Source organism: Corynebacterium suicordis DSM 45110 (assembly GCF_015351405.1).
GTDB classification, from domain to species: Bacteria; Actinomycetota; Actinomycetes; order Mycobacteriales; family Mycobacteriaceae; genus Corynebacterium; species Corynebacterium suicordis.
In genome coordinates this window covers 480,389-506,217 of the sequence record NZ_JADKMY010000001.1, presented here as the reverse complement: position 1 = coordinate 506,217, position 25,829 = coordinate 480,389, and the positions used below count along the sequence as shown (strand labels likewise).

Sequence of the window (25,829 nt, the reverse complement as noted above, 5' to 3'; positions counted from 1 at the left end):
ACCGTTTCTTCACTTGCCAGTGTGTCCCCGTGTACTGCTGGTTCCTGCGGCAGCACAACCCCCACGTAGGACATCTGACTCCGCATCAGCCCAGAAAGTTCACGCGAGCCCAGAACTTCGGGATTTCACACCGCCCCGCCACATCCCGAGCATTATTCGTGATTCGCATTCAAACGCAGCAGATCCACCCGAGCACTCTGCGCTGCGGTATCGCAGGCGCGCAGGCGCTCTCCCGTCACTTCCCGGAATTGGCAGCCGATGGATACCTGATAGCCATCCACCAACCTGACGTGCCAGAGAGTAGTGGAGTCTGGATAGACCTCCTCGTAACTCACGGGCCCTCGGTTGGCCACGCGGATCTCGGCCATGCCTTCCAGGGCACGCAGCACCGCCTCATCCAATTTCTCCTGGGAGTCCACTGGAGTTGCCGTGGCTGAGACCAGCACGCGCATCCCTTCATCGGCAGACATAAACTCTTCTCGTTTCGCCGTGGCCCCGGCGCGATTCCACCCTGGGGCATCCATCATCACGGGGATCTCTGCGCGTTCCGCAGAAGCTGTCACCACTTGCTCCCCCGCTACCCGATGCTCACTCCACGGCTTTTCGGCGCTTTCGCTAGGCGTAGCAGTGGTGGTCGCGGGAGCTAGGGAAGTGCTCGTTTCCGGCACGGTCGACGGGCTTTCCTCAACCACCGCGGAATTAGCCATCGTGGCATCAGGGCCGCCTTTCTCGCCACCGGGTGCAAGCGTCAGTAAAGCCCCAATCCCTGCCACACTCACTATGGCCACCGTGGCCATCACCGCAATGCGTAAAGCGCGACCATCAGGCACGGACACCGCCCGATTCTCCCTGCCCGCACGCGACTCTCGCGCCTCTACTGTCCGCGAAGCTTCCTCATCCTCGAAACCAGCTAGCTCTTCGCTGTCTCCCTCTCCTGAGAAACTCACCACGTACTTCGGCTCTGAACCTTCACGAGCATCCAAAGCCATAGCCGTCCCGCGTTCTCCGCCACCATGCGCACGCTCGTTAGCGCCGAAATCTCCGGCGCCCGCCTCCCCCGGAGCCAGATCCAGTTCTTGCTGCACATCCCGCAAGTCCGCATGAATGCGCAGGGCTTGATCCACGTCCACCGTCCGCGCCCGCATTCCCACACACCGCAGGTACTCCGCGATCGTTCCCGCGTGCATGCCCGCCACCAGCACATCGGGTTCCTTCATCCCCACTCCCCAAGGGAAAGTCGTCCGACCTCCTGGCGGATCAATGTGCGCCCATTCGGGATGAGCACGCCTTTGCTCAATCACATCCGCGACCAATTCACGGAGAACCTCCAGGTTCCGCAAACCCAAAGAACTTCCCCGGAAACGCGGCTCGTCCTCCCCAGCTTTGAAAGGATCCTCCGGCAGCGCACCGGTACCGGTCACACTGAATCCCGACGAGAGATCCGTGACCGTCAGCGCATGCACCAAAATGCCTGATTCCTGCAGAGCCACCGCCTTGGCCAGAATGCCCATGTCCTCGCGCGTCATCGAGGTGGTGATCTCCACAGCCGGCTCATCTCTGCGATGTTTACCCCGCTCGGTTCCCGCTGTCCTGCTCATGAGTTCGCTCCATTCATCGACTGCGGTAGTTTGTCCCCCGCGTTCTGAGTCACGACATGCACCAACCACGGATCTCGATGGACAAACATGGCTCGTCCAGGTGGGCGTCGACACAATTTCTGCCCGGCGATCGGGCCATCTTCCCGAGGCGCACTGAGCAGCAACCACACGGTTTGATCCCGCATGGCCTGCAGCAACGGTTGATAACTAGCGCGGGCGAAGGCACCGGACCGCCGGCCCATCACCACGTGCAGCCCGATATCACCCGCATAGGGCAGCAAGGGGATGAGCGGATCGAGTCCGGGGTCAACGTCGGCATCGTCGACCACCACGAACAGCTCGGGACCGTGCCACCACGTGCGTCTCTTGAGTTGCTCCGCTGTCACCTCTGCGGAAGGGATCCGCGCACGCAAAATCTCGGCCCATCCTCGCAATTCATCCCGGAAGTGCTCGGGGGTCGCGTAGCCACTGTTGCCGAGCAATCCGCGCCGGGCGTCCGTGATGAGGAATTTCTTTTCGACGCCACCCTGTGCCCCCACGCCATCGATCACTGCCTGCAAAGCCGTGGTCACACCAGAGCCGGACTGTCCCACCGCGATGAAGTGCGGGAACGTCGCGAAATCCCACACCACAGAATCCAAGGTGGGCCCACCAACGGCAAAGGATTCCGGGGAGGTTTCCACCCGATGGAGCACCTCCGGCAGCACCTTCATCTGCCGGTCCAGCTCGCCTCTTTCCGCAGTAACGCGGCGCACATGTTCTATATCCTGCGGAGTCACCACAGCTATTTGGATGTGCTTTCCACGGTGGGAAACTGCCCGTCCAGCCACTTCTGGCAAACTGCGCTGGGCATCGCGGAAATGAGCATCGAGGGCGGTCATCTTGAATTCGATGATGCCGGTGAGCATGTCCCGCAATGCGGGGCGGAAGTTCCATCGCAGGGAGCTGACCGCGACGTGCAGACCCTGTTCCATGCCGGTGGTGACAAAGCGAATCACTCGCTGTTCCTCATCTCCCAGTTGCTCCACCCCGTCGATGATCAGCACCCGCGGGCCATCCAGCAGCTCAACCTCATCGAGCAACCTGGATAACTGATCTGCACCCACCACCGCTGCCACCTGTGGCAATCGCGCCAAATCCCGGAGCGATCCACCCGGGTCGAAAACGTAGATCGGAACCCCCGGGCTGGAGAGCGCTAACCCGGTGATCAGCGCGCGGAGGAACCCGGTTTTGCCCGTTCGCGGTTGGCCGACGATTGCCCAGTGTCGTCGGTTCATATCCACCACATAGGGAATTTGTTCACCCTCAAAGGGCAAATCCTCCAGCGCTACCTGGGCTTGCAGTGAATCCACTGGTTTGAGGATCTCCCACGCAGGAAGGTGAGTTGGCAATAGCGGCAACCACACTTGGTTGTGAGTCGGGGCTGCGAGTCGATCCACCACCAGTTCCACGGTCGTCGTGGTGGACTCCACCTCCATACCCAACCGCCTGATGAGGCGCTGATCCCGGGGAAGTTCCGGGCCGGAGACATACGCGGATTGGAACCGGGTGGCGTCGTGAGCAAAAAGGATGGCTGCACCCGGGGTGGCAGGAAGTTCATACGCCGCGGAGGATCCGATGAGCGCCCGGGACTCCGCAGCCGAGAACGTGCGCAGAGCTATTCGATAGGAAAGGTGGGATTCCAAACCACGCAATCTGCCTTCTTCCAAGCGCTGGCTCGCGAGCAGAAGATGCATCCCCAGGCTGCGACCCAGGCGCCCGATGGCTGCAAAGACCTCGGCAAACTCGGGACGCGCATGCAATAGCTCCGAGAACTCGTCCACGATGATGAACAGCGCGGGCATCTCTCCCGGGAATTGCGTGTTGAACTGGCGGGCGGTAGTCAAACCCGCAGCACGCAAGCGCTCCTGACGACGATGCATCTCACCCAGCAAGGAATCCTGCATGCGATCCACCAGACCGGCCTCATCGGACAGGTTGGTGATCACCGCGCTGGTATGCGGCAAACGTTCCATGCCCAAAAACGACGCGCCACCCTTGAAATCCACGAGGATGAAGTTCAGCTCCCTATGCGAATGGCTGTGCGCGAAGCTGATCACGATGCTCTTCAACAATTCCGATTTTCCGGATCCAGTGGCCCCAATGCATAACCCATGCGGGCCAATGCCGCCCAGCGCAGATTCCTTGATGTCCAAGTACACGGGCGCCCCGGAATGCCCGATCGGTGCGCGCAGATCCCCGCCTGGAAGCTCCAGCAAGCTCGTGGATCCGCGCACCAGTGAACGGGCCCGGCAGACCTGAGCAAGCTCCACCGTGGAGAGGAAATCAGCCACCCCGAACGGTGCCCAACCATCCATGGTCCACGCGGAGAGCACACCGCCCTCAGGCTCACTTTCAATATGCAAGAGCAACCCTTGTCCCTTGGCAGTTTCCAACCATTCCGCTGATGGTTCCACCACCACCGCTCCGCTGGTCACGGGGTGGGATCCATCGCAGAAACGGAACTTCCGCGGGCCATCATGGGGCAACCATTCCTGAAAGGGGCCCGCGATGCTCAGCACGTCTGCATCCTGCATCACCAGTTGCGCCTGCATGGCATTGGCCAAGCCCTGCGCACCTAGCCCTGTGAGGACCACGCAGTGGAAACTATGCAGGTCAACCGCCACGGGTGCTTCGATGGTGGCGGTGTGCAAAGCCAAATCTCGCAAGCTCATGGCGCACACCGGTTCTAGGTCTTCCGGTGGCGCGGACACGGGAATCTCCAGCGGATCTTCTGGAGCCTGCACTGCGGTGCCCAAGCGCACGATTCCCGGCGCGGCGGTGACATCCGCCTCGGTAAGCAGATGAGTCCACAGCGTGTGCGGATCCGGATACGCCTGAGCCATCCGTTCCAGCTGCTCACCACGAGTGCGCTGCAGGGAATCTTTGAGCGCATCCAAGTGCCGGTGGAATGCTCGCCGCAACTCATCCACATTGGTACCGGGTGAGAACATCATTGCCATCGAGCCCAGCATCATCAGCGGAAAGATGAACGTCATCGGTGAACGCCCAGCGCCTGAAAGCACCATCGCGCCGATCATCCCCATGACCGCCACCAGCATGACAGCAGGCATCAGCATGCGTATGAACGGCTGTTTATCTTTCGGCAGCGTCGGTGGCGCTTGCGATTGCATGGATCATTTCCTCCCCCAAGTTTTTCTCCCCCGTCATCCCCCAAGAAATGACGCCACAATCCATCCCCATGAATTGCCGTTGGGTCATAGTGTGCCACGGGCACGGGACAGTGGCTAGTCCACCGGACGAATCTGTGAATCCGACAGGCAACTGTCCGCAGCGAGTACTAGTGTGTGACGGGTCGCATCATTTTCGGGGGAATCTCTTGCCATAGGGGGCAATCATGCTGGCAGTTAGTATTTCCGTGCCGCAATCCGGGGCCACTATCAACGCAGCCATTGCGGATCATGTGCCGGTTGCGGAACTCATTCCACATCTGGTGGCGCAAGAGTGCGACATGCAGCCTGGGCAGCATTGGGTGTTGTCCCGCAGCATGAACGTCATTCGCCCGGAACACACCTTGAAGGACGCGGAAGTCCGGCCGGGTGAGCTGCTCACTCTCGATGTGCTGACTACACCGCAGCCACACACGGAGGCAGTGGATCAGTTAACGGGGCCAGTGGGGTCGAACCCCGCACCGTGGGTTGCTGCGGGCATTGTTTCGCTATTCAGCATCCGCGCCGAGCCACTGTTCCATCCATTGGCTCACCACACGGGCGAACAGCTGGGCTTGGCCACTGCGAACGCTCCCCTGAATCTGACAACGATTGCGCTGCTGCTCCTCACCGCATTAGCTGCTGTGTGTGCAGCCGCGGGTTCGTTGGTTGATAAGCGCTACACCTACGTGGCAGCACTGCTGGGGTTCGGTTTGGGGTTGAACATCAACGTCTTGTGCGCGTGCGTATGCGCTGCATTGCTGGTGTGGCGGCCGGGGCCAGCCAGGGTGGTCACCATCACCGCGGCCATTTTCGCTGCACTGAACGTGGTGCCGGGCTTGACGCTTCTTTTAGCGCTGATCAGCCTCACCTTTTCTGGGCAGATCGCCATCGCGGTGGCGAGGATCAAACTCCCCAGGGTCCCTGCCACTGGCCTTTTCCAAGAACCAGTGCCCAGTTCCAGCGGGAACGTAATTCAGATTCATTCTGCGCTGGTGGTGGCCCTTTGCACAGTCATCGTGGCGTGCATCTATCAGCTCATTCCGTGGGGTTCTTCCCCGAGTTGGTGGCTGGTGGCGCTGGCTCTCACCACCGCCATGGTCGGGTTGAGTGCTCGCGGAGCCCGGCCAATCCACGCAGTTGCGGTGGTCACCATGGCTGCGCTCATCCTGCTATGGGTGGCCATCCACGTGAATTTCGGCGCGGTGATATTCCTAGTGCTTCTCGCCCCTGCCATCACCGTGCGCTCACCCATGGCTGGGCGGTTGATTGATGTGCTGGAAAGCGCGAGCTTCGCACTGGCTATTCCCCTGGCGTTGCACAGCACCGGGTTGTTTGAGTGGATTCGGGGAATCGGTTAATGACTTCTCCCCTGAACTGTGATGTTCCGCAATTCGGGCCCAGCATCCCGCTGGACGTGGCACCGGTATCCCCGGAACTTGCCACGGGACGCGATATCAGCATTGCGGTGATCGACACGGGGGCTGCCAATCCCGGAACAACCGGGGATTGCAGTTCCTGCATCGTGCACGGCACGGTGGTGGCCAGCGTGATCAAGCAAATGGCGCCTGCCGCAAAGCTTCACTCGTTGCGGCATTCTCCCCGGGAAGATAGCCCACAAGGCACGGTGGCTGATCTCATCCAGGCCATCAACGCAGCTCGAGATATGCACGCCCGCATCATCAATATTTCCATGGTGGCCTGCGAGGATATCCCCGAGCTCCGCGAAACGGTGCTGTCCGCGCAACGCGAGGGAGCCCTGATCGTGGCATCGGCGGGCAATCGTGGCCAGTGCGAGGATTTCTCCGCGCCATTCCCCGCCAGCATCCCGGACGTGCTTTCAGTGGGTGCCGTGGAAAAACGCAGTTCCGAACAAACCCCAGATTCTCCTGGGCTTAATGCTGGTCGCATTCCCGCAGAATACACAGCGCCCGGCGCGGCTGGGGTTCTCTACGCGCCGGGCGGGCCTGTCAGCGGGACGCTCGAGACAGAAGCCGGTCCGCGCACCATCATCGGAGGTCCGGATGCGTTCTACGGCACGTCCTTCGCCGCCCCGGTGGTCACGGGAGCAGCGGCGCTGGTGTGGGAGATTGCCCCGTTCTTGAGTCCGCGGGAGATCGTAGATGTGCTCACCTCCACCGCAATCCCGGGCGGTGCACCGCTAGATGGGGACACTCCCCTCCTCGTGGCGGACCCGCAAGCAGCCGTGGAAAAAGCGTGGTCCCTCCGGGAGGTCCACGATGGCTCCCGGACCCCTGAACCCCACCAAACTCCAACAACACTTACCACCGTCAACAGTCAGCCGGTCAGCGAAACCCCACGCGATTACAGCGTCCCAATCGCGCTCTCTGCGGTGTTGGCACTGGTACTGGTCGCCACGCTGGTGACTCGCGCATTTTCCTCAGAGAGCAAGCCACCATCGGGCAGCGCGGAAATCACCCGCCACGGAGCATGACTGGGCTCCGCAAAACCTAAGGCGGTGAGGTCTTCCTGCGATCCCACGCTAAAGCGCACGCCGGATTCGCTGATCAACGCGAATCCCCGCTCAGTCACCGCGGCGAGCGTCCCTCTCGGCCCCACATAACCGGGCCCGTCATACGCAGCTTGTTCAGGAGTGCGAGCAACACCCAGCTCCTCGGCCTTATCCCCCAACCCAGCATCCGCCGCGAAATCAGAATCTGCCAGCTCTTCCGGCTCTCCTAATCCCTGCTCGCCAACGCACAGCTTCGCAGGTTCCGCCCAATCCACATCCTCCTTCGGCACCCCAGCCAGGACTTCCGCGCCGGGCTGCTGCACTGCATCCGCGAGATTCACGGGGATCGGCGGGACATTACTCAACGTTTCCGCCAACGCGCGCTGCGGCCCAGTCAATTCCGCCACTCCACCCTGGGTGGCCATGAATGCCCTCTCACCTGCCAGAAGTACCCGGCCAGCCACGTCAAACGGAGCCATCAATCCCGTTTCTCCCTGCGGCATCTGCACGTTAGGACGGCGCTCCAACTGCTCCACCAACTTGTCACTCGCAGCCACAGAAGAGGCGCCGAAAGCGCGGGGAGCGGTGGCGTCGATAAGAAAACGATCCTTCCCACTGACCAACCAGGTACCACTGGGTGCCTGCAGCACGGCATGCTCGCGCCACTCCACATGCGTGCTGGCCAGCACCACTCCCGGCTCGCAAAACAGTAGTTCTCGACCGGGGGCTTGCTCGAGGCCCGGCGCGACCGGAATGCCCACCGGATCACCGTGGGGAAACTTGGCAAGCTGCTCGGCGGTGGATTGCTGCATGTCAACCGGCTCGCGCAGGATCAACCGGGCGCTGGCCACGTTGGTGATGGGGTGAAAGCCGTCCTCAAGGCGCACGTGGAGGGTGCCGGATTCATCGGCCACCAGATCCGCATCATTGATATTGGGGTGTGGTCGCAACAGCCCCATCATCACCGCGCCACCTGCGATGAGCAGGCTAACCAGCACTCCCACGAACACCGCCCGGCGTTGGGAACGCAGCGGGTCATGCGCCATGCGCGGATCCCCGATCACCAGCGCCAATTCCAACCGACGCAACAAAAAGCTGTATCCCGAAACCTGAATCCCCGTGGTACGCATGGCTGCGCACTCCCCTTCCCCCGAAGTTTTGCGTGTGCCCACTGATCATTGCAGCTCTTGGCGCTGCCCGCACGACGATGAGCGATTAGAGTGAGGAGCATTGTTGCACGCGAACCGGGGGGTTCAGGAAGAGCGGGGAATGTCAGTGGGCATTATTTTCTTAGGCCTGTTGTGCGGGTTGATCTTTCTCGCTACGGGGGCTGGCGCGTGGTGGGTGCATCGACAGGCTCGGCAAGCGGGGGAATCGGAGCTGGCGTGGTTTGATGCCGTGGCGGTGTCTTCTGATTTCTTTTCTTTTCCGACGCCAACCTCGCTCTCCACAGCTCATCTCCTGGATTCCTTGGGGGCTGGCGATGATCAGCGGAGTGTGTTGGCTGCTCAGCGGTTGGTGCCTGGCCCATTGGGATCGGCTCGGCAAACAACGCTGGGAATCGCAGCTGAGCTGGCCGGGAGAATGAACTGTGCTGCTGCCGCGTGCGGGATTTTGGTGGTCCGGAGTGATTCCGCGCCTGGGGAGGGTTCTCTCAAAGACGCCGGGGCTCCGGCATCTGTGTCCATTGCTGGGCCCACGCCGTGGCTGTTAGGCATGGATGTCTCCGGGAATTCCGTCTCGGTGCATCCGGTACCCGGGTCCACGATCCTGGTCTTGGGGAACCTGGCTCCGCCTCCCAAGCACCAATGGTTCCGTTTGCTCAAGACTGACTCGATGGGCATGAACCACACTGACTCCCTGGTTGAAGCGTGGAAGCATGCGTGGGATCCTTCCGTGTGTCGGGTCGTGGTGCCAAAGGGAATCAGCGATGACAAGGACGTTCGCTTGGAAGGCATCCACTTCGACGTGCTCATCCGTTTGGATTCCGTGCATGGCGAGCTCATCGGTAAGGTTCACCAGCCTGCTGCCGGATTCAGCCGCCGGTTCTGGCCACTGTTCGCGGCGCCCCAAGCTACCCAGCCTTCGCGCATAGTCTCCAACCCAGTTCCGGGTCTGCAACACACGGGGGACTAACGTGGGGCGGGTTCATGCACCAGCGATCTCGAGGATCTTCCCATGCCTACCGGCCACAGTGCTCCTCAGGAAAAACCCTCTTCGCAGCTGAGCCAGCCAACTTCGCAGACTGAGATAGAGCCTAAAGCACGCTCAGCTAACCGCCCCGCCCTCTGGTTGGCTGCGCTTTCCGTGCTGTTCGTTGGGCTTAACCTGCGCCCGGCCATCACGTCGGTGGCGTTCGTGGCCCCGGATATCCACGCGGAGCTTGGCCTCGGTTCCACGCTCACCGGGTTGCTCACCACCACTCCACTGCTGGCGTTCGTGGTGCTCTCCTCCAGGGCACCCACGTGGGGTCGGCGACAAGGCCTCGCCCGCATGATCCTCCTTGCGCTCGGCCTACTCATCATTGGTTTCTGCCTGCGACTCATCCCCGCCACACCTGTGCTTTTCGCAGGTATGGCCGTGATCGGCGTGGCCATCACCATCGGCAACGTCCTGCTCCCCACCTACATCAAGGCCCGCTACCCGGATAAATCGGGCGTGCTCATGGGCATCTACACCGTCTCCCTCTACGCTGGCCCCACTCTGGCGGCCGCGGGCACGGTCCCGCTAGCGCATGCCTTCGGTTCGTGGAAGCTTGCACTGTTCATCTGGGTGATCCTCGCCCTCATTGCGATTCCCCTCTGGCTGCCACACATCTCCGCCAAGCCGCTCCGCGCCCAGGCTCAGCAGGCTCCGTGCAACGCCGTCCTCTGGCGAAATCCCCTGGCCTGGGCGGTCACGGTGTACTTCGCGGTCCTCTCCGTCACGTTCTACACGGTCAGCGCATGGCTGCCCACCATCCTGTTGGATCGCGGCCTGAGCCTGGAATCAGGCTCCGCGATGCTCATGTGGATTAACGCCACCGCGGCCATCTTCGCGCTCGTAGTTTCCGTACTGGTGCACCGCACCCGCTCGCAGGTATGGGCCACGGTTTCCGGTTCCGTACTGCTGGGCGCGGGATTGGCTGGCCTGGCTTTCGCACCCGTGAACACCGCGCTGATCTTCGCTCTGCTCTTCGGCATCGGCAACGGCGTGGCCACCGGCATCGCGTTCTCCCTGGCCTTGCTGCGCTCAGCAAACGCGCAGTCCACGGCGGCCCTCGGCGCGATGTCTCAGACCGCCGGTTACGCGCTCTCCTCCATCGGTCCCGTGGGCGCGGGCATGCTGCACGATATCACCGAGTCCTGGCAGGCGGTGCTGATCCTGTTGATTATCTTGATTTCGACGCAAGCTCTCGCCGGACTCTGGGCCGGCCGCAACCAGCAGGTTGATGTCACTGCTGCTCAGCACGGCTAAATAAGAAAGCTGAACGAGCCCCCCGAAGGTCGAACTATTCCTGCGTGCGCACCGCGCGCGTGGCCAATGCCCGCTCAGCCAGCTCTGCATCAGCCGGGTAATCCACCTGCACCAGGTTCAATCCATTGGCGGGTGCCACGGGCACGTCAGAACTGCGCTCGGTTTCCTGCAGCAAGTCGCCGGTGAAGCTCTGCGAGCGCTTCCCCTCGCCCACCGTCAGGCAGGCACCAACAAGCGAACGCACCATGGACCAGCAGAACGCATCTGCCACCACGTGCGCCTCATAGGTTTCCGGCTCGGCCGCGGTGGACACATCGCGCCACTCGAATCTCTGCAGTTCGCGGATGGTGCTCGCGCCCTCGCGGGCTTTGCAATACGCGGCGAAGTTATTCAGACCCAGCAGAGCTTCGGCCGCTGATTGCACCTTGTCCAACTCCACGGAATGCCGCCACACCGCGGTGTCCCGTGCCCGAACTGGGCGGGGTCCTGCGTCAGAGGTGGTTACGCGGTACACGTAGTGGCGTCGAAGGGCAGAAAAACGCGCGTCAAAACCCTCCGGCGCTTTCACAGCCGCTGAGAGGCGAATATCCGGCGGGAGCATGCGGGAAAGCCTGCGCACCAAGTCCTCCGGACGGGTCAGGGAGCGCTGGGCAAAGGCCTCCACGGGGATGTCCACGTGCACCACTTGGCCATCGGCATGCACGCCTGCATCGGTGCGGCCAGCCACCACCAGCGTGATGGGATGGCGCGTGACCAGCGAAAGCTTCTCCTCCAGCACGCCCTGCACGGTGCGCAGGCCACCTTTTTGGGCGGCCCATCCGTGGAAATCGGTTCCGTCGTAGGAGACATCCAGGCGCACCCGGATGCTCTCAGAAACTGGCCCGGTCTCAGAAACAGGTGCCTCGTTGTGTTCTGTCTGGCTCATCGATCCAAACGGGCAAAACGGTCAAACACGGTGGCGCCGATAACCAGCGCGCGTTCATCCATGGCGAAGGCTGGGTGGTGCAGATCCGTCTCCGGACCCTCGCCATCCCACACGCCCAGGCGCAGGTAGATTCCGGGGATTTCCTCGGTGTACCAACCGAAGTCTTCGCCACCGGAGGACTGCAGGGCCTCGCCCACGCCCTGCTCACCCAGTACGTCGGTGACCGCACGGGCGGCGATCTCCGCGCAGGCATCATCGTTGACCACGGGAGGAACACCCTGCACGTAGTTCACATCCACCTGCACGCCATAAGGCTCGGCGATCGCGCGGATGGCTGGAGGAATCAGTTCGGGCAGCTCAGCCCAGGTATCGCGGCTGGCAGAACGCACGGTGCCCACCAGCGTGCCCTTGGCGGGAATCACGTTTGGCGCACCCGCACCGGCCTGGATGGAACCCCAGGTCAGCACAGTTCCGGAACGGGGATCAATGCGCCGGTCCACCACCTGCGCCACACCAGTGGCCACGGTGGAGAGGGCATAAACAATATCCCCGGTCTCATGCGGGCGAGCAGTGTGCCCGCCGCTGGCTTGCAGCGTGACCTCCAGCTTGGCGTTCGAGGACGTGATGGCACCAGCGTGCACACCCACGTCTCCCACCACGCGATGCGGATCGCAGTGCAGGGCGATGATGCGATCCACACCCTCCACTGCACCTTCCTTCACGCAATCCACCGCGCCGCCTGGCATGGTTTCCTCGGCGGGTTGGAAGATCAAACGCACGGGGCGGTTCGGTGGGTTCTTGGCCAGCAAAGTGGCCGCGCCCAGCAACATCGCGGTGTGTGCATCGTGGCCACAGGAGTGGCAAACGCCCTCGTTGGTGGAGGCGAAATCGAAACCGGTGGTTTCCTCCATTGGCAGCGCATCGATATCCGCGCGCAGCGCCACCACATCCTTGCTGGTGGAGCCATCCGCAGCCGGGATATCGCACACCAGGCCGCTACCGAATTCGAAGCGACGCACCTCAAAGCCCAGTTCTTCCAGGGCAGAGGCGATGTAATCCGTGGTCTGGAACTCCTTGTAGCTCAGCTCCGGGTTCTGGTGCACGTGGCGGCGCCATTCAGTGAGCTGCTCCAGCAGGTTTTCATCTACGCCTGAGTAGGACTTCGCGGCGTCCCAGGCTTGAGCAGGCGTTACAGCCGCGGAAGCAGCAGAACTAGCCGCAGAATCAGAGGCGTGCGTGGAATTATTCATGGAAAACCCTTTCACAGAATTTGAGGATGCGCTGAGCCATCTCGTATCGGTTGGGAAGGCGCTCAAAATTGTGGCCTTCATCATCAAAGAGCAGTAATTCCGTATCCACTCCATGGGCGGTCAGCACACCCATGGCTTGGTACGCCTCGGACACGGGAACGTTGAAGTCCTGTTGTCCGTGGATGAAAAGCACCGGAACCTTCACCTTTTTCAGGTTGCGCAGCGGGGAGGCTTCCTCCAGCAACTGCTTGTCCAGCTGCGGATCGCCATACTTCGGCAGTGCCGCAGCGGCCACCCAGGGATCAGTATCTCGGTAGAACGTCTCCAGATCAGACATGCCACAGGCAGCAATTCCGCCCAGCCAACGGCCGGCATGCCGGGTCAGGGAAGCGTGCACCAGATAACCGCCATAAGAACGACCCATGATGAGGGCATTACCATCGGTGGCCAACCCGGCGTCGATCAAATAGTCCAGCGAATCTTCCACGTCATCGAGCGCTGCGAAGCGCCCATAACGGTCATCGGCCTGGGAGAACTTCCTGCCCTTGCCCAGCGAACCGCGGACGTTCGGCTGGAACACCGAGTAACCCGCGGCGGCCAGCTTACGCATCACGTTGTTGTACTCCGGGCGGGACTGCCCCTCTGGACCGCCGTGGAAATACACCACCATGGGCGCGGGCTCTGATGGGTTTCTGCCCACCGCTTGGTAGAGCCAACCGGAGAGCTGCAGGCCATCGCGCGCCTCATAAGTGTGCAGCTCCGGGATGATTTCCGCGGTGCCCCACACGGAGAGCACCTCACGGCCACGCTGGTCCTTGGGCTGTTCGGAAAGCAACCCGGCTTCCACGCCCACCACCAATTCACCAAGGGCGGAGGCAGCCACGCGGAAGCGATCCCCCACCCAGCTGCGGGAGTTGATATCAAACACCACCACGCTGGGCGGGAATTCCGGCCCGGACACTGCCACGGCCAGGCGGCTGCCATCGGCGGTCAGCGAGGGCGTGGAGGCAATCAGAGACGGCAACTCCGGCACCACAATCACCTCGGCACCATCCTCAGTAAGGCGCACAATCTCCAGGTCACACCAACCATCGTTGTTCCACAGCACGGCCGCGGTGGTGCCATCGGAGGACACGGTGAATTCCTCCACCTCGGCCTCGTCATGCTCCATCAGCACCTTCACGTCAAAGCCATGCGGGCGCGGGGTCAGGCGCAGCAAGCGGAAGCGCTCGGCGGAATGATCGCTGCGCACGATCACGCTGTAGGAATCCCCATCCGGCACCACAAAGCCCTGGTCAGTGGTGGAACCATTATCCACCGGCATCAGCGGGCTCCACGAACCATCCGGCTCCACGGCCAGCAGCTCGCGATTACCGCGCGAACCCACGCGGAACAGCGAGTGCATATCGCGGGAGTGGACCAGCGCGCCACCGGTGCGGCGATCCACCACGAAAGATTCTCCCGTCAGCGGGTTCAGCAGCTTGCCCTCCACGTTGCCTTCCTTATCAAAGGCACTCACCGCCACCAGGTCGTCTTCCCAGCTCACCAGCTCTACAGTCTCGAAATTGGTGAGGTCCACGTTGTAGGCATTGGGATCTTCCGGGTCGGTGGTCACGAACCAGATCTGCTCGTGGTCACCACCATCGGGTGCCACTTCGCAGGCCAACCACTTGCCGTCCGGGGAGTACAACACGTGCCGCACGGCACCATCGATGGGCAGTTTCACTTCGCGTTCTTGGCCCGGAATGGGCTCGCCCTTGGCGTCGAGCGGGATCTGGAGCGCCAACGGGAACTGATCCTGTTCCACCACGATGCACGCCAGCAACCGGCCATCCGGGGAGAGCGCCGGGGCCTTAACGTAGCGGTCGACGGACCATAAGCGCTTCTCGCGATAGGTCCCGCCACCTGCAGATTCTTCTTCGCGTATGAGGTTTTCCTGGAGCGGAGATTTCTGCTTATCCTTCACAGGCCTAAATCCTAATTGCTGCCGGGCCCAGTTTCGAAAGTTGCGGATGGCAGACTGCTCGTCGCTCGTTGATTCGTGAGCAACATCACGTTCCTGGCCCGCCATTACTGCTGCGCGCCCTGCGAGTTAGCGTCACCCTCCTCCGCCAAAGCACCCGCAGCGGGGATGTTCTCTGCGAAATCGGTGGACTGCTTGAGAATCCAGGTGTCCTTGCCACCGCCACCGCGGGACGTGTTGACGATCAGCGAGCCAGCCGCCGCCGTTCGAGTCAGCCCCGCCGGCACCGTGTGCGCGGTCAGGTTTTTCGCATCCACGGCGTCCTTTGTATCCGACGCCACCCCTGCCACATTTCCATTGTCGCCCGCGTGACCTGCGGATGAACCATTTGGCTGAGCCGGGCGCACGTGCACAAAGGCACGCAAGTCAACGTGGCGTGGGTGGATCGTGCTGTTGCCCGAGGTGTCCGTGCCATAGGTGGGCAGAGTGGACAAGCGCACCACGTCCTGGGCGATGTACCTCTCCGGGTTGGCCTTGAGCTCCCGCGCGCGTTCTTGCAGGGCTTCCTCGGAGCACTCTGGGCCGATGGTGATGCCGTTGCCGCCGTAGCCGTCCACGGGCTTGACCACTACCTCATCCAGACGCTCGAGCACCGCATCCACCTCGCCTGGCTTGTGGCACAAGCAGGTGGGGACCTGATCCAGCAGTGGCTCTTCCCCGAGGTAGAAGCGGATCATCTGTGGCACGAAGGCGTAGATTGCCTTGTCATCGCCCACGCCGTTACCGAAGGCATTGGCGAAGATGAGGCGTTCACCGGCAAGGGCATCCTGCAGCCCGTCACCCAGGACCTCGCCGTTGAAGCCCTCGGCGGAGAACAGCTGCTCCTTCTCAATGCGGGCGTACAGCGTGTCCAGCGGGTGCTGCTGGCCCTGCTCATCCTGGTAGTGCAGGTATCCATCAATGACTGCCAGCTGCGGTGGAGTCACCACGGGCACACCGATCAGCTCGGCGATGCGGCGGTGCTCGAACCATGCGGAGTCCGAGTCACCGATGGAGACCAGTGCCATCTGTGGGTTCTGCGGATCCTTCGCATTGCGTGGCACGGAGGCAGCCATGGTCTCCCGGATCATGGGGAAGGCATCTGCCGGGTCATGCACGTCATAGCCGTCCATGACCTCACCGAAGAGCTCGGTTTGGATCTTGCGCATGGAATGGGAGAACGTGATGCCAGAGGGCACGCGCAGGTTATCTTCCAGCACGAACCAGCGGCCTTCATCGGTGCACACCAGATCCATGCCGCAGACCTGCGCACGCACGGAACCCAGGGGCTGCAGGTAGCCATCATCGTTGTAGTCGGGTGCTCGCTGCAGGTCTTCTTCCTCGATAATGCCCGCGGCCACAATCTTCTTTGGGCCGTACACGTCATCGAGGAATGCATTGAGTGCCTTCGCGCGCTGTTCCAGACCTGCGGAGAGGAACGCCCAAGTTTCCTCGCTGATAATGCGGGGAATGAAATCCATCGGGAAAACCTGGGCTTCTTCTTCCCCGGTGACGCGGAAAGTGATGCCTTCCTGGCGCTCCAGTTCCACGATCTTCTCGTTGCGCTTTTCCAGTTCCTGCAACCCGATTTCCGCCAGCTTTTCCATGGCGAAGACATAACGCGGCCGCGGGGTGCCGTCGGTAAAAAGGGCCTCATCCCACAGCATCGCGGTGGGCGAATCAGGATCATAAGCATTAAATAACTGCGCGTCTTTGGCAGGGGTCATGTCAGCATCCGGATCGTGAGTGGGAAGTGTGGACTCAGAGAATTCGACCTGCGTCAATGGACTTGGCGCGTCGTTTGGCTTTTCCTGCTGATCCGCTAATGCAGATTCGGCAACTCCGGGGAGCTGAGCAGGATCAGTGTCATTGGTGGAATACATAAAAGACAAGCGTAGCGAGGAAATTCTGCGGGCATGCGAAAATTCAATTTCATGTATGGGAATGCAAAAAAAATAAGGGGCGATGCTCCACCATTATGGTGTGCATCGCCCCTTATTCGGGCTAAAAGCCAGCGAAATTAACGCTTACTTTTCTTCAGCAGCTTCCTCGGCCTTTTCAGCCTCTACTGCTTCAGCTTCAGCAGCCTCATCGGTTGCGGTATCAGCCTCAACCTCTGGAGCCTCTTCAGCCTTAACGTCCTCAGCTGGTGCAGCCTCGGCCTTGTCTGCCTTCTTGGAAGCAGCCGCGCGGGTAGCGCGCTCCGCCTCGGTAGAAACCAGAGCCTCGGTCACCAGGGAGATCTGGGACATTGGAGCGTTATCGCCCTTGCGGTTCTCCAGCTTGATGATGCGGGTGTATCCGCCATCACGGCCTTCGAACTTTGGAGCGAGCTCGTTGAACAGGTAAGCGATAACTTCCTTGTTCGGGATCAGCTTCAGGGCGTTACGACGGTCCGCAAGGGTTCCGCGCTTAGCCTTGGTGATCAGCTTCTCAGCGTATGGACGCAGCAGCTTGGCCTTTGCGTCCGTGGTCTTGATAGCGCCGTGCTCGAACAGCTGTGCTGCCATGTTCGAGAGGATCTTCTTCTGGTGGGAAGCAGAACCGCCGAAACGGGCGCCCTTCTTTGGGGTAGGCATTAGTTCTCCTCGTGTGGGTGTTTAGTGAGCGCTTAGAAAAGCGACTTACTCCGCGATGTCTTCGCCCTCGGTGTCTACGAAATCGCCCGTTGCTGCGTCGTAGCCTTCGATCTCAGTGACATCGAAGCCCTCTGGGGAATCCTTCAAGCCCAGGCCGAGTCCGGCCAGCTTGATCTTCACTTCGTTGATGGACTTCTGGCCAAAGTTACGGATGTCCAGCAAATCGGACTCCGTGCGAGTAGCCAACTCACCAACGGTGTGGATTTCCTCACGCTTGAGGCAGTTGTAGGAACGAACGGAGAAGTTCAGGTCCTCGATTGGCATGTTGTAGGCAGCGATGTGCTCGGTCTCCTGTGGAGATGGTCCGATCTCGATGCCCTCTGCCTCGAAGTTCAGCTCCTGTGCCAGTCCGAAGAGCTCCACCAGGGTCTTACCTGCGGATGCCATAGCATCGCGGGCGGTGATGGAGTTCTTGGTCTCCACGTCTAGGATCAGCTTGTCGAAGTCCGTGCGCTGTTCCACACGGGTTGCCTCGACCTTGTAGGTGACCTTGAGAACTGGGGAGTAGATCTGGTCCACAGGGATGCGGCCGATCTCGCTGGATGCCACTGCTGCGGGAACGTAGCCACGGCCACGCTCTACAGTCAGTTCGATATCCAGCTTGCCCTGGTCATTGAGGGTGGCGATGTGCAGGTCCGGGTTGTGGACCTCTACTCCTGCGGGAGGAGCAACATCGGCACCGGTCACGGCACCTGCGCCTTCCTTGCGGATGTACATCGACACTGGCTCGTCAGAGTCGCTGGAAAGAACCAGGGACTTCAGGTTCAGGATGATGTCAGAAACATCTTCCTTCACGCCAGGGATGGTGGTGAACTCGTGGAGCACACCTTCGATTCGCAAAGAGGTCACTGCTGCTCCGGGGATGGAGGACAGCAGGGTACGGCGCAGGGAGTTACCGAGGGTGTAACCGAAACCTGGCTCCAGTGGCTCGATGACGAACCGGGAGCGGGAGGAATCGATGTATTCCTCGGTCAATGCTGGGCGCTGTGAGATAAGCATGTCTGAAATTCTCCTAGTCGGCGACCGCTATTTGACGCCGGTAGAGGGGGAAACCGTAATCCATCCCAGACTAGGCGATGGAGTACGGAAAATACGGAGTAAAGCCGGGTTTTTCTACTACTTGGAGTAGAGCTCGACGATGAGCTGCTCTTGCAGCGGGATGTCGATCTGAGCGCGCTCGGGCAGCTGGTGCACGAGGATGCGCAGAGTGGATGGAACAACCTGCAACCAGGCTGGAACCACAGCGTCAACCAGACGTTCCTGGCCCTCTTCGAACCACAGCATCTCGCGAGACTTTTCGCGAACATCGATGATGTCGTACTGAGAGACCTTGAAAGAAGGAACGTTGATCTTCTTGCCGTTCACGGTGAAGTGACCGTGAGAGACGAGCTGACGTGCCTGGCGGCGGGTGCGAGCCAGACCAGCGCGGTACACCACGTTGTCGAGGCGGGTCTCCAGCAGGATGACCAGGTTGTCGCCGGTCTTGCCTGCCTGGCGGTTAGCCTCGGCGTAGTAACGACGGAACTGCTTCTCCAGCACGCCGTAGGTGTACTTAGCCTTCTGCTTCTCCTGAAGCTGCAGCAAGTACTCGGACTCCTTGATGCGAGCGCGTCCTGCTTGTCCCGGTGGGTATGGACGACGCTCGAAGGAGCTGTCTCCGCCGACGAGGTCGACGCGGAGGCGACGGGACTTACGGGTAATGGGGCCGGTATAACGAGCCATTATGTATCCCTATCCTTTCTTTAATCTTTAGACGTGGCGACGCTTGGACGGGCGGCAACCATTGTGTGGCTGTGGCGTCACGTCTGCGATAGTGCCGACCTCGAGGCCAGCGGTGGACAGGGAACGAATCGCGGTCTCGCGGCCGGAGCCTGGACCCTTAACGAACACGTCAACCTTCTTCATGCCGTGCTCCATTGCCTTGCGGGCAGCAGACTCTGCAGCCATCTGCGCAGCGAATGGAGTGGACTTGCGGGATCCCTTGAAGCCAACGTGGCCAGAGGATGCCCATGCAATAACAGCACCCTTAGGGTCCGTGATGGACACAATGGTGTTGTTGAAGGTGGACTTGATGTAAGCGTGACCGTTGGCCACGTTCTTCTTGACGACGCGACGGCCGGTACGGCGAGCGCCGGAACGAGTCTTTGGAGGCATTACTTCTTCTTTCCTGCGATCGTCTTCTTAGGACCCTTACGGGTACGTGCATTGGTCTTGGTGCGCTGACCACGGACTGGCAAACCACGACGGTGGCGCAGACCCTGGTAAGAACCAATCTCAATCTTGCGGCGGATGTCAGCCTGGATTTCGCGGCGGAGGTCTCCCTCCACCTTCCAGGTGTTTTCAATCACGTCACGCAGAGCGGTGAGCTGCTCGTCAGTGAGATCCTTGGAGCGCAGGTCAGGAGAGATGCCGGTCTTTTCCAGCAACTCGGCGGAACGGCTTGGGCCAATTCCAAAAATGTAGGTGAGTGCAACCTCCATGCGCTTATCGCGTGGGAGATCCACACCAGCAAGACGTGCCATGAGGCATTCCTTCCGGATAGTTACGGCGGTTTTCTCCATACTCGCCCCGCACAGTTATCCTCCGGAAGAATCCGAGAAGAATGTGGTGCGGGCTTCAGCCGCCGCGGCCGAAGGTGGGTTACGGGCTGCTGGTTACAGCTGCCCGCGAAGATGTATGGAGGCTTACGTTATGAGTCTCACATGCTCAAATGATGCGCCCATCAGGCGCGATCAGTGAGGCTTATTTGTAGCGGTATACGATGCGTCCGCGTGTGAGGTCGTATGGAGAAAGCTCAACCACTACGCGATCCTCTGGGAGGATACGGATGTAGTGCTGACGCATCTTGCCGGAGATGTGTGCGAGCACCTTGTGCCCGTTATCCAGCTCAACGCGGAACATCGCATTGGGCAAAGGTTCGACAATGCGACCTTCGACCTCGATGGCGCCTTCCTTCTTAGCCATAAACTTCCTTCAACACATGTAGAAAATGATCGTTGTACTGCGCTAACATTCCCAGCACGTTTCATGCTGGGCAGTGAGCGTTTGTCGCTGCGAGCACATTGACTCGCAAGACAAAGAGCGACTTTACGCCCTTTGCCCTGCTCATAGCAAATAACGGCTCATGCTCAACTGCGCCCGGTCATCCCCAAGCCCATCCTTGGCTCATTGGAGAGCTCGGGTTGATCAGTAGCGCGGGGTAAGGATGCGCGGTCCCCCGGCAGTAGCCGCCACGGTGTGCTCCCAGTGGGAGGCCAGCGAGCCGTCCTCGGTCACCACGGACCATTCATCCTCCAGCACCTTGGAGTACTCCGTGCCCAGCGTGAGCATCGGTTCGATGGCCAGCACCGATCCCTCCTGAATCAACGGGCCACGGCCGGGCTTGCCCTCGTTGGCCAGGTATGGATCTTCATGCATGCTGCGTCCGATTCCATGCCCGCCGAAACCATCGACGATGAACAGATCCACCCCGAACTTCTCTTCCGCGTCGTTGGTGGCCTTCTCCAGGGCCCAGGACACATCGGTGAGGCGATTGCCCGGCACCATGGCCTTGAGCCCTTCCATCAGCACCCATTCGGTGGCCTCGTTGAGCTTCTGCGCCTCCGCGGAGATCTCCCCCACTCCAAAAGTCCAGGCGCTATCCCCCACCCAGCCATCGAGGATCGCTCCGCAATCCACGGACACAAGGTCACCGCTCTTGAGCACCACATCCGCCGAAGGAATGCCGTGCACGATCATCTCGTTGACCGAGCTGCAGATCGATCCCGGGAATCCCTGGTAGCCCTTGAACGCGGGCACGGCTCCGGCACCCCGGATCATGTCCTCAGCGATCCGGTCCAGATCCAGGGTGCTCACACCCGGTTCGGCGGCCTCGCGCACGGCCTGCAGAGCCTTGCCCACGATCTCCCCGGCTGCCTGCATGGCGTCCAGCTGCTCGGATGTCTTGGCCGCGATGGCCTTGTTCTTCTTGCGAAAGCCCATTGAGGGATAGTGCCTTTCTGTTTGTTGAAGTGTGTTCTTCTTTTCGACGCCACCCTGGGCTACCCGGGGTTTGGCGTCGAGAAAAAAAGAAAACCACGCACGGCCTAAGCAGCGGTGCGTGGCGGGTGGACGGGGAACTAGTTGTCCAGTGCGTCCAGGGTGGTGGTGGAAATGTCTTCCACGGTGCCTTCTGCATCGATGTTCACCAGGATGTCCTGGTAGTGATCGATCAGCGGGGCGGTCTCATCGCGGTACACCTCGAGGCGGGTGCGGATGGTGTCCTCGTTGTCATCGTTACGACCACGGGCCAGCATGCGCTCCACCACGACATCCTCGGAAACCACGTAGTTCACGACTGCATCCAGGGAGTGCCCGTCCTTCTTGAGCATCTCTTCCAGCAGTTCGGCCTGCTCGATGGTGCGGGGGAAGCCGTCCAGGAGGAAGCCCTCTTGAGCGTCATCCTGGTTGAGGCGATCCTGAACCATCTTCGCGGTGACCTCGGTGGGAACCAGGTTGCCGGCATCCATGTATTCCTGAGCTTGCTTGCCCAAGTCAGTGCCGTTGCTGATGTTCGCGCGGAACAGGTCTCCGGTGGAGATGTGCGGGATCTTCAGGGAATCGGAGAGCAACGCGGCCTGGGTGCCTTTACCTGCACCGGGAGGGCCTAGGAGAACTAGTCTCATTTCAGGAATCCTTCGTAGTTAGCTTGCATGACCTGGGACTCGATTTGCTTGACGGTAGTCAATGCTACAGAGACCAGAATCAGAATTGCGGTGCCACCGAACGGCATGGAGCCGCTGGAGGCGGAGGTAGTCTGCACACCCATGTTAATCAGAATGTTCGGCAGGATGGCGATGAGGCCAAGGTAAATAGAGCCGACCACCAGCAGGCGGTTCATCACATAGCCCAGGTACTCCGCGGTTGGGCGGCCGGGACGGATGCCAGGGATGAAGCCACCGTACTTCTTCATGTTTTCCGCTTGATCGTTGGGATCGTACTGCACGGACACGTAGAAGAAAGAGAAGAAGATGATGAGCAGCAGGTTCACCAGGATGTATGCCCAGCTGGTGTGGTCCGTCAGCACGGAGATGACGGTGCGGTTCCACCAGTTGCCCTGATTGTTCATGGCCTGCGGATCATTGGACTGAATGATCTGGGTGATCAGGATTGGCACGGTCATCAGGGAGGAAGCGAAGATCACGGGGATCACACCTGCCTGGTTGACCTTCAGCGGCAGGTAGGTAGAGGTTTCACCGTACTGGCGGCGGCCGATCATGCGCTTGGCGTACTGCACTGGGATGCGACGCTGACCCTGCTCCATGAAGACCACGCCCACCACCAGGATGAGCACGCCGATGAGGACTGCGCCGAAGATGAATCCACCGGAGGAGGTGAGGATGTTCAGTCCCTCGGCGGGCATCATGGTGGCAATACCAGCGGTGATCAGCAGGGACATACCATTGCCGATGCCGCGGTCGGTGATCAGCTCACCCAGCCACATGAGCAGGACTGCGCCGGAGGTCATCACCAGAACCATGAGCACCAGGCCTAGGATTCCCACGTTTTCCTTCAGCACGGGAACGCCCTGGCCCAGCAGCTGCTCGCGGTCCGCCAGGGCGACGATGCCCGAGGACTGCAGAAGTGCCAGCGCCACGGTGAGGTAACGGGTGTATTCCGTCATCTTCGCCTGGCCGGACTGGCCTTCCTTCTTCAGCTGCTCAAACTTTGGGATCACCACGGTGAGCAGCTGGACGATGATCGACGCCGTAATGAACGGCATGATGCCCACCGCAAAGATGGATAACTGGAGCAGCGCACCACCTGAGAACAGGTTGATCATCGAGTAGACGGTTGACTGGTTCGTCAGGTCGCTAATCTGCTGGGTGATCCGAGCGTAATCCACACCTGGGGTGGGGATTTGGGCACCGATGCGGTAAAGGATGACCATCGCAATAGTGAAGAGAATCTTATTGCGGAGATCAACATTTTTGAACGCCGAGACGATGGCGGACAAACTAGCCTCCTGGGTAAGTGGAACGGCAATCTTCTAGAAAGCTGTGTGCCGGGGCAACTAACAGCATTCGATCGACCGGAGTACAACCCCAAAATAGTATCAGCCCCGCCAGACACTCGATAGTCTGGCGGGGCATTTCCCGGTTACTTCCCGGCTACTTCCCCTTTAATAGTTCAGCTCGGATAGCAAAGGGATCCGCCTTTTCCTTTACCTTCTTGCCTGCCTTCTTGCCGGCCTGCTTGGCCTCGAGCAATTTCTTCGCGTCCTGCACCCCGATGCGACCAGCTTCGACCAGCCATCCCTCACGCTTCTGCGCGTTAGAGGTACGTACTGGGGAGAACCGCGACACCTTCACCGGCCCGAACCCACAGAAACGCATTGTGGAATTCACCACTTGCCGCAGAGTTGGCTGACCCTGGAACAAGCGCAGGTACCAACCGGGTGAGTCGGCCGTCATCAACAGACGCGCCGAGCGACCCGTGAAGTGCCCCTGCGGAATCCCCTTGTCCGAGTAGTGGTACGCCCACTTCGCTTCCAGTGCGCGATCAAAGAACCCCTTGAGCAGTGCGGGAGTTGAACCCCACCACACCGGAGTGACCACAACCAGGTGATCACACGCAGCCAAGGATTCCTGGGCCTTGACCAGGTCAGCTTCCAATTCCTGAGTCCCGCGGTAGCCAGCATGCAGCACGGGATCAAAGTCCAGCTCGCAAAGATTTATTTGTTCGACGCCAACGCCTTCCCCCCGGGCGGCCTGCGCATAGGCATCTGCGAGGTAGCGGCTGAAGGAGGTGGGGTTGGGGTGTCCGTTGATGATGAGGATGTGTGGCATGGGTGGTGATCCTTTTCCAAAGGTGTGAAGTGGTGCTTTTTCCGGGCTGATGTGGCGCTTGGGTAGCGCTTAGATGGTCCGCAAGTAGACAGTGTCTAGTTTGACGTTCTCAACTATCCATTAGAATGTTGACTGTGTCAAGATCAACGGAAAAGTCCTATCACCACGGCAGTCTTCTGACAGCCCTCCGGGCCACCGGTTTCGACATGCTTCATGAGGCGCCCGCGATGTCCATCAGCATGCGGGAATTGGCCCGTCGAGCTGGGGTGAGCCATCAGGCTCCGTATCATCACTTCGCGGATAAGAAGGCCCTGCTGGAAGACCTCAGCACCGAATGCATGCGGCGCTTCGCCGACGCCCAGGAAGCCGCCGTCACACAAGCGAAGCCAGGCAAGGATGCGCTCTACGCCCAGGGAAGCGCCTACATTGGCTTCGCTGCGGAGCACCCGAACGCTTTCGCCCTCATCTACGATCCAGCGGTGTGCGACCCGGGCAATCCAGGGCCCGCCAAGCTGGAGCAGATTCAACGTATGGAGAAACTGCTGACTGAAACCGCTCGCGGAGCTCAAGCAGATGGGATGTTTCCCACTGCTGCCTCGGGAGATTTCACCACCATGCTCTGGGGAATCGTCCACGGCCTGGCACAACTGGTGACAGCTGGCCACCTCAGCTTGCCGGAGGCGGAAGCCGCGATCGCGGCACTCGGGACGTAACTACTCGCCCCGCCCGCTGTTCGCTGCCCCGCCCTTACGAACGTCCGGTTTAACGGCAATCCTGAATTCCTCACCTGCGTGTTTAACCGGGTCGCGGCGGGTAATCCCGACGTTCGTCCCCCTCACTCTTTTATCCGACGCCGCTGTCCCCCTTCAGCGCCTTGCCTACTGCCAACAGCGTGGCCTCACGCAGCAACCACGCAGCATCCCCCACGCAGCAAAAAGCGCCCCACACCAATCGGTGTGAGGCGCTTATCTTCAGAAAAGAGCTACAGCTCAAGCACTAAGGCTTAAGCCTCGGTGATGGAGCCACCTGCAACTTCGATCTTTTCCTTCGCGGAGCGAGAGAACTTCTTTGCGGTGACGTTCAGCTTTACGCTGATATCGCCATCGCCCAGAACCTTCACTGGCTGCTTGGGGCGAACCAGGCCGGCAGCAACGATGTCTGCAACTGCAACATCGCCGCCGTTAGGGAATGCCTTCTCCAGGTCAGAGACGTTAACAACCTGGAAGACAACCTTGGCTGGGTTCTTGAAGCCCTTCAGCTTTGGCAGACGCATGTGCAGTGGCATTTGGCCACCCTCAAACGCTGCGGAAACCTGCTTGCGGGCGCCCGTACCCTTGGTACCACGACCAGCGGTCTTACCCTTGGATGCTTCACCACGGCCCACGCGGGTCTTGGCTTTGTTAGCACCCTTTGCTGGGCGGAGGTCGTGGAGCTTAATTGGATCGCTCAT

General features: G+C 60.5%; 22 protein-coding genes and 1 pseudogene. 5 read left to right on the top strand and 18 right to left on the bottom strand.

All coding sequences use genetic code 11. The features are described from left to right. Nucleotides 1-152: 152 nt before the first annotated feature. On the bottom strand, nucleotides 153-1,598 hold the full coding sequence (locus IRY30_RS02400) for a type VII secretion-associated protein (RefSeq protein ID WP_194555798.1): 1,446 nt from the start codon (nucleotides 1,596-1,598) through the stop codon (nucleotides 153-155). After that, the gene (locus IRY30_RS02395) at nucleotides 1,595-4,771 is read right to left on the bottom strand and encodes an FtsK/SpoIIIE domain-containing protein (protein WP_194555797.1); all 3,177 of its coding nucleotides are present in this window, start codon (nucleotides 4,769-4,771) and stop codon (nucleotides 1,595-1,597) included. Before IRY30_RS02395 ends, IRY30_RS02400 begins: the two co-directional genes overlap by 4 nt. A 224-nt stretch (nucleotides 4,772-4,995) precedes the next feature. On the opposite strand from IRY30_RS02395, the gene IRY30_RS02390 reads away from it, so the two are divergent. Both IRY30_RS02390 and IRY30_RS10280 read left to right on the top strand, forming a co-directional pair. Next, entirely contained in the window at nucleotides 4,996-6,168 is a 1,173-nt protein-coding gene (locus tag IRY30_RS02390; RefSeq protein ID WP_194555796.1) for an EsaB/YukD family protein, read from the top strand. Next, nucleotides 6,168-6,938 (top strand): annotated as a pseudogene (locus tag IRY30_RS10280) (S8 family peptidase); the annotation flags it as partial. The gene IRY30_RS02390 and the pseudogene IRY30_RS10280, both read left to right, overlap by 1 nt. A 194-nt stretch (nucleotides 6,939-7,132) precedes the next feature. On the opposite strand, the gene IRY30_RS02385 reads toward IRY30_RS10280, so the two are convergent. Continuing rightward, nucleotides 7,133-8,410: a type VII secretion protein EccB gene (locus IRY30_RS02385; protein WP_194555795.1), complete on the bottom strand. Its 1,278-nt coding sequence runs from the start codon at nucleotides 8,408-8,410 to the stop codon at nucleotides 7,133-7,135. 139 nt (nucleotides 8,411-8,549) lie between these two features. On the opposite strand from IRY30_RS02385, the gene IRY30_RS02380 reads away from it, so the two are divergent. Both IRY30_RS02380 and IRY30_RS02375 read left to right on the top strand, forming a co-directional pair. Then, entirely contained in the window at nucleotides 8,550-9,416 is an 867-nt protein-coding gene (locus tag IRY30_RS02380; protein WP_194555794.1) for a hypothetical protein, read from the top strand. Nucleotides 9,417-9,458: 42 nt separating this feature from the next. Continuing rightward, the gene (locus tag IRY30_RS02375) at nucleotides 9,459-10,736 is read left to right on the top strand and encodes an MFS transporter (protein WP_194555793.1); all 1,278 of its coding nucleotides are present in this window, start codon (nucleotides 9,459-9,461) and stop codon (nucleotides 10,734-10,736) included. Nucleotides 10,737-10,770: 34 nt separating this feature from the next. Here the strand turns inward: IRY30_RS02375 and truA are convergent, their stop codons facing one another. The 14 genes from truA to IRY30_RS02305 form a co-directional block, all read right to left on the bottom strand. Continuing rightward, nucleotides 10,771-11,661 carry a tRNA pseudouridine(38-40) synthase TruA gene (gene truA, locus IRY30_RS02370; RefSeq protein ID WP_194555792.1) on the bottom strand — a complete coding sequence of 297 codons (891 nt, stop codon included), beginning with the start codon at nucleotides 11,659-11,661 and terminating at the stop codon, nucleotides 10,771-10,773. Continuing rightward, entirely contained in the window at nucleotides 11,658-12,911 is a 1,254-nt protein-coding gene (locus IRY30_RS02365; protein WP_194555791.1) for an amidohydrolase, read from the bottom strand. Before IRY30_RS02365 ends, truA begins: the two co-directional genes overlap by 4 nt. After that, a complete protein-coding gene (locus tag IRY30_RS02360) occupies nucleotides 12,904-14,877 on the bottom strand; it encodes a prolyl oligopeptidase family serine peptidase (RefSeq protein WP_309825517.1) in 1,974 nt (657 codons plus the stop codon). Before IRY30_RS02360 ends, IRY30_RS02365 begins: the two co-directional genes overlap by 8 nt. A gap of 104 nt (nucleotides 14,878-14,981) precedes the next feature. Further along, entirely contained in the window at nucleotides 14,982-16,796 is a 1,815-nt protein-coding gene (locus IRY30_RS02355; protein WP_194555789.1) for a circularly permuted type 2 ATP-grasp protein, read from the bottom strand. Between the two features lie 144 nt (nucleotides 16,797-16,940). Then, nucleotides 16,941-17,492 (bottom strand): 50S ribosomal protein L17, encoded by a 552-nt coding sequence (gene rplQ / locus IRY30_RS02350; protein WP_194555788.1) that lies wholly within the window; start codon nucleotides 17,490-17,492, stop codon nucleotides 16,941-16,943. Nucleotides 17,493-17,537: 45 nt separating this feature from the next. Continuing rightward, entirely contained in the window at nucleotides 17,538-18,551 is a 1,014-nt protein-coding gene (locus tag IRY30_RS02345) for a DNA-directed RNA polymerase subunit alpha (protein ID WP_194555787.1), read from the bottom strand. Between the two features lie 117 nt (nucleotides 18,552-18,668). Next, complete coding sequence (rpsD, locus tag IRY30_RS02340) at nucleotides 18,669-19,274, bottom strand: 30S ribosomal protein S4 (protein ID WP_194555786.1); 606 nt, start codon at nucleotides 19,272-19,274, stop codon at nucleotides 18,669-18,671. Nucleotides 19,275-19,301: 27 nt separating this feature from the next. After that, nucleotides 19,302-19,706 (bottom strand): 30S ribosomal protein S11, encoded by a 405-nt coding sequence (gene rpsK, locus IRY30_RS02335; protein ID WP_194555785.1) that lies wholly within the window; start codon nucleotides 19,704-19,706, stop codon nucleotides 19,302-19,304. Continuing rightward, nucleotides 19,706-20,074, bottom strand: coding sequence for a 30S ribosomal protein S13 (rpsM, locus tag IRY30_RS02330; RefSeq protein WP_194555784.1), 369 nt, complete (start codon nucleotides 20,072-20,074; stop codon nucleotides 19,706-19,708). The genes rpsK and rpsM overlap by 1 nt, the downstream gene beginning before the upstream one ends. Before the next feature lie 220 nt (nucleotides 20,075-20,294). Continuing rightward, nucleotides 20,295-20,516, bottom strand: coding sequence for a translation initiation factor IF-1 (infA, locus tag IRY30_RS02325; protein WP_005519800.1), 222 nt, complete (start codon nucleotides 20,514-20,516; stop codon nucleotides 20,295-20,297). A gap of 222 nt (nucleotides 20,517-20,738) precedes the next feature. Continuing rightward, nucleotides 20,739-21,533 (bottom strand): type I methionyl aminopeptidase, encoded by a 795-nt coding sequence (gene map, locus IRY30_RS02320; RefSeq protein ID WP_194555783.1) that lies wholly within the window; start codon nucleotides 21,531-21,533, stop codon nucleotides 20,739-20,741. Between the two features lie 137 nt (nucleotides 21,534-21,670). Continuing rightward, complete coding sequence (locus IRY30_RS02315; protein ID WP_194555782.1) at nucleotides 21,671-22,216, bottom strand: adenylate kinase; 546 nt, start codon at nucleotides 22,214-22,216, stop codon at nucleotides 21,671-21,673. Then, nucleotides 22,213-23,547, bottom strand: a complete 1,335-nt coding sequence (gene secY, locus IRY30_RS02310; protein ID WP_194555781.1) for a preprotein translocase subunit SecY — start codon at nucleotides 23,545-23,547, stop codon at nucleotides 22,213-22,215. Before secY ends, IRY30_RS02315 begins: the two co-directional genes overlap by 4 nt. 154 nt (nucleotides 23,548-23,701) lie before the next feature. Continuing rightward, nucleotides 23,702-24,379 carry an NAD(P)H-dependent oxidoreductase gene (locus IRY30_RS02305; protein WP_194555780.1) on the bottom strand — a complete coding sequence of 226 codons (678 nt, stop codon included), beginning with the start codon at nucleotides 24,377-24,379 and terminating at the stop codon, nucleotides 23,702-23,704. 134 nt (nucleotides 24,380-24,513) lie between these two features. Between IRY30_RS02305 and IRY30_RS02300 the strand changes: the two genes are divergently transcribed. Beyond that, the gene (locus IRY30_RS02300; RefSeq protein WP_194555779.1) at nucleotides 24,514-25,092 is read left to right on the top strand and encodes a TetR/AcrR family transcriptional regulator; all 579 of its coding nucleotides are present in this window, start codon (nucleotides 24,514-24,516) and stop codon (nucleotides 25,090-25,092) included. A 290-nt stretch (nucleotides 25,093-25,382) separates the two neighbouring features. Here the strand turns inward: IRY30_RS02300 and rplO are convergent, their stop codons facing one another. Continuing rightward, the gene (gene rplO, locus IRY30_RS02295) at nucleotides 25,383-25,829 is read right to left on the bottom strand and encodes a 50S ribosomal protein L15 (RefSeq protein ID WP_194555778.1); all 447 of its coding nucleotides are present in this window, start codon (nucleotides 25,827-25,829) and stop codon (nucleotides 25,383-25,385) included.

Bases quoted from the DNA above. Each gene is read 5' to 3' on its own strand.
- rplQ (WP_194555788.1), bottom strand. From the start codon at position 17,492: ATGCCTACCCCAAAGAAGGGCGCCCGTTTCGGCGGTTCTGCTTCCCAC.
- IRY30_RS02355 (WP_194555789.1), bottom strand. From the start codon at position 16,796: ATGTATTCCACCAATGACACTGATCCTGCTCAGCTCCCCGGAGTTGCC.
- IRY30_RS02315 (WP_194555782.1), bottom strand. From the start codon at position 22,216: ATGAGACTAGTTCTCCTAGGCCCTCCCGGTGCAGGTAAAGGCACCCAG.
- IRY30_RS02380 (WP_194555794.1), top strand. From the start codon at position 8,550: ATGTCAGTGGGCATTATTTTCTTAGGCCTGTTGTGCGGGTTGATCTTT.
- rpsK (WP_194555785.1), bottom strand. From the start codon at position 19,706: ATGCCTCCAAAGACTCGTTCCGGCGCTCGCCGTACCGGCCGTCGCGTC.
- IRY30_RS02385 (WP_194555795.1), bottom strand. From the start codon at position 8,410: ATGCGTACCACGGGGATTCAGGTTTCGGGATACAGCTTTTTGTTGCGT.
- IRY30_RS02400 (WP_194555798.1), bottom strand. From the start codon at position 1,598: ATGAGCAGGACAGCGGGAACCGAGCGGGGTAAACATCGCAGAGATGAG.
- IRY30_RS02390 (WP_194555796.1), top strand. From the start codon at position 4,996: ATGCTGGCAGTTAGTATTTCCGTGCCGCAATCCGGGGCCACTATCAAC.
- map (WP_194555783.1), bottom strand. From the start codon at position 21,533: ATGGGCTTTCGCAAGAAGAACAAGGCCATCGCGGCCAAGACATCCGAG.
- truA (WP_194555792.1), bottom strand. From the start codon at position 11,661: ATGAGCCAGACAGAACACAACGAGGCACCTGTTTCTGAGACCGGGCCA.
- IRY30_RS02345 (WP_194555787.1), bottom strand. From the start codon at position 18,551: ATGCTTATCTCACAGCGCCCAGCATTGACCGAGGAATACATCGATTCC.
- IRY30_RS02365 (WP_194555791.1), bottom strand. From the start codon at position 12,911: ATGAATAATTCCACGCACGCCTCTGATTCTGCGGCTAGTTCTGCTGCT.
- infA (WP_005519800.1), bottom strand. From the start codon at position 20,516: ATGGCTAAGAAGGAAGGCGCCATCGAGGTCGAAGGTCGCATTGTCGAA.
- rpsD (WP_194555786.1), bottom strand. From the start codon at position 19,274: ATGGCTCGTTATACCGGCCCCATTACCCGTAAGTCCCGTCGCCTCCGC.
- IRY30_RS02305 (WP_194555780.1), bottom strand. From the start codon at position 24,379: ATGCCACACATCCTCATCATCAACGGACACCCCAACCCCACCTCCTTC.
- rplO (WP_194555778.1), bottom strand. From the start codon at position 25,829: ATGAGCGATCCAATTAAGCTCCACGACCTCCGCCCAGCAAAGGGTGCT.
- IRY30_RS02375 (WP_194555793.1), top strand. From the start codon at position 9,459: ATGCCTACCGGCCACAGTGCTCCTCAGGAAAAACCCTCTTCGCAGCTG.
- rpsM (WP_194555784.1), bottom strand. From the start codon at position 20,074: ATGGCACGTCTTGCTGGTGTGGATCTCCCACGCGATAAGCGCATGGAG.
- IRY30_RS02395 (WP_194555797.1), bottom strand. From the start codon at position 4,771: ATGCAATCGCAAGCGCCACCGACGCTGCCGAAAGATAAACAGCCGTTC.